Origin of the sequence: Streptomyces sp. NPDC096193, from assembly GCF_040302905.1 — a bacterium.
Lineage (GTDB): Bacteria > Actinomycetota > Actinomycetes > Streptomycetales > Streptomycetaceae > Streptomyces.
Window position 1 is genome coordinate 1 of sequence record NZ_JBEOSJ010000022.1, and the last position, 1,219, is coordinate 1,219.

A 1,219-nucleotide genomic window follows, 5' to 3' on the forward strand; every position below is an offset into this window, starting at 1 on the left:
TGCTGGAGTTCCACTGGATGCCGCCGGTGCTGTGGATCGGGATCATCGGCATGCTGATCCTGACCCGCTGGTGGGACTTCTGGACCGGCTGAGCGCGCGTCCGCGCGGGTGACCATCCGCGTACGACAGCACCGGGCCCCCCGTGCCGATGGCGACGGGGGGCCCGGTGCGTGCCGGCCGACGACTAGTCGTTGGCCACGCCGTTGCCCGAGAGCACCGGGATCTGGCTGAGAAGGTGCGACAGGGTGTCGTCACCCTTGACCTGGGTGGAGTTCTCGGCGCACTGCTGGTTCTGCTGGGTCGTCAGCAGGTCCTGGACGGTGATCGGCACGACGCCGACGACGGAACCGACGTCGAGCTTCGCCGGCAGACCGATGCAGGGCTTGTTGAGCGAGCCCTGGACGAGGCCGAGCTGGGTGCTCTGCTCGCCGTCGGTCGAGAAGTTGCCGTAGGCCTGCGCGGCGCCGTTGCCGCTCAGGGCCGTCGTGTCATTGCCGTTGCCGACGGCCATAGCCTGCGGGGCCATCGTCGCCCCCGCGGCCGCCACGGAAAAGGTGATCGCGGCAGTTGCCATAACCTTCTTGAGCATGTTCCGTCCTTCTGTCGCCTGGATGCCCACTGCTGGAGCGCCCTGACAACCAGCGGCCCGGGCGAATGGTTCCGGCGGTTCACTCAAATGGTCTTGTCCGGCCCGCGCGGCAATACGGTTCGCGGAAGCTCCGGCGCGTATACGCATTGGGCCGAATGGGGGGCAGCGGCGAGGCGTGCGTGTCATCTCTGTGCCTCATCCGTTTTGATCCGTGTGAGCCCGGACCCCGGGCAAACCATCGAACAGAAGGTGCTGTTTTCATGAAGACTGCCAAGAAGGCCGCCCTGGTCCTCGCCACCGCCGGGCTCGCCGCCGGTTCCGCCGCCGGTTCCGCGTTCGCCGACGCCGGCGCCCAGGGTGCGGCCGCCCACTCCCCGGGTGTCCTGTCCGGCAACGCGGCCCAGGTCCCGGTCCACATCCCGGTGAACGTCTGCGGCAACAGCGTCAACGTGATCGGCCTCCTGAACCCGGCGTTCGGCAACACCTGCGTCAACGACTGATCTCCGCTTGTGCGTTTCCAGGGTGGCGCCCCGGTCCTGACCCTACTGGGGCGCGGTGGAGATCCCGTACCGGCCGTACTACGCGTACGAGGAGACGCTGGCCACCTTCGGCGACGAGGCGGGGCTCACC

The 1,219-nt window shown here is 68.3% G+C and carries 2 protein-coding genes and 1 pseudogene; 2 read left to right on the forward strand and 1 reads right to left on the reverse strand.

Annotated elements, in window-relative coordinates; genetic code table 11:
• A pseudogene (locus ABTX78_RS36190) lies at positions 1–92 on the forward strand (vitamin K epoxide reductase family protein); the annotation flags it as partial.
• A gap of 92 nt (positions 93–184) precedes the next feature.
• Here ABTX78_RS36190 and ABTX78_RS26860 read toward each other — a convergent pair.
• Positions 185–589 carry a rodlin gene (locus ABTX78_RS26860; RefSeq protein WP_352209370.1) on the reverse strand — a complete coding sequence of 135 codons (405 nt, stop codon included), beginning with the start codon at positions 587–589 and terminating at the stop codon, positions 185–187.
• Between the two features lie 260 nt (positions 590–849).
• On the opposite strand from ABTX78_RS26860, the gene ABTX78_RS26865 reads away from it, so the two are divergent.
• Positions 850–1,089, forward strand: coding sequence for a chaplin (locus tag ABTX78_RS26865; protein ID WP_352209371.1), 240 nt, complete (start codon positions 850–852; stop codon positions 1,087–1,089).
• The last annotated feature ends 130 nt before the right edge of the window (positions 1,090–1,219 follow it).

Coding starts and splice junctions, on each gene's coding strand:
- ABTX78_RS26860 (WP_352209370.1), bottom strand. CDS start 589: ATGCTCAAGAAGGTTATGGCAACTGCCGCGATCACCTTTTCCGTGGCG.
- ABTX78_RS26865 (WP_352209371.1), top strand. CDS start 850: ATGAAGACTGCCAAGAAGGCCGCCCTGGTCCTCGCCACCGCCGGGCTC.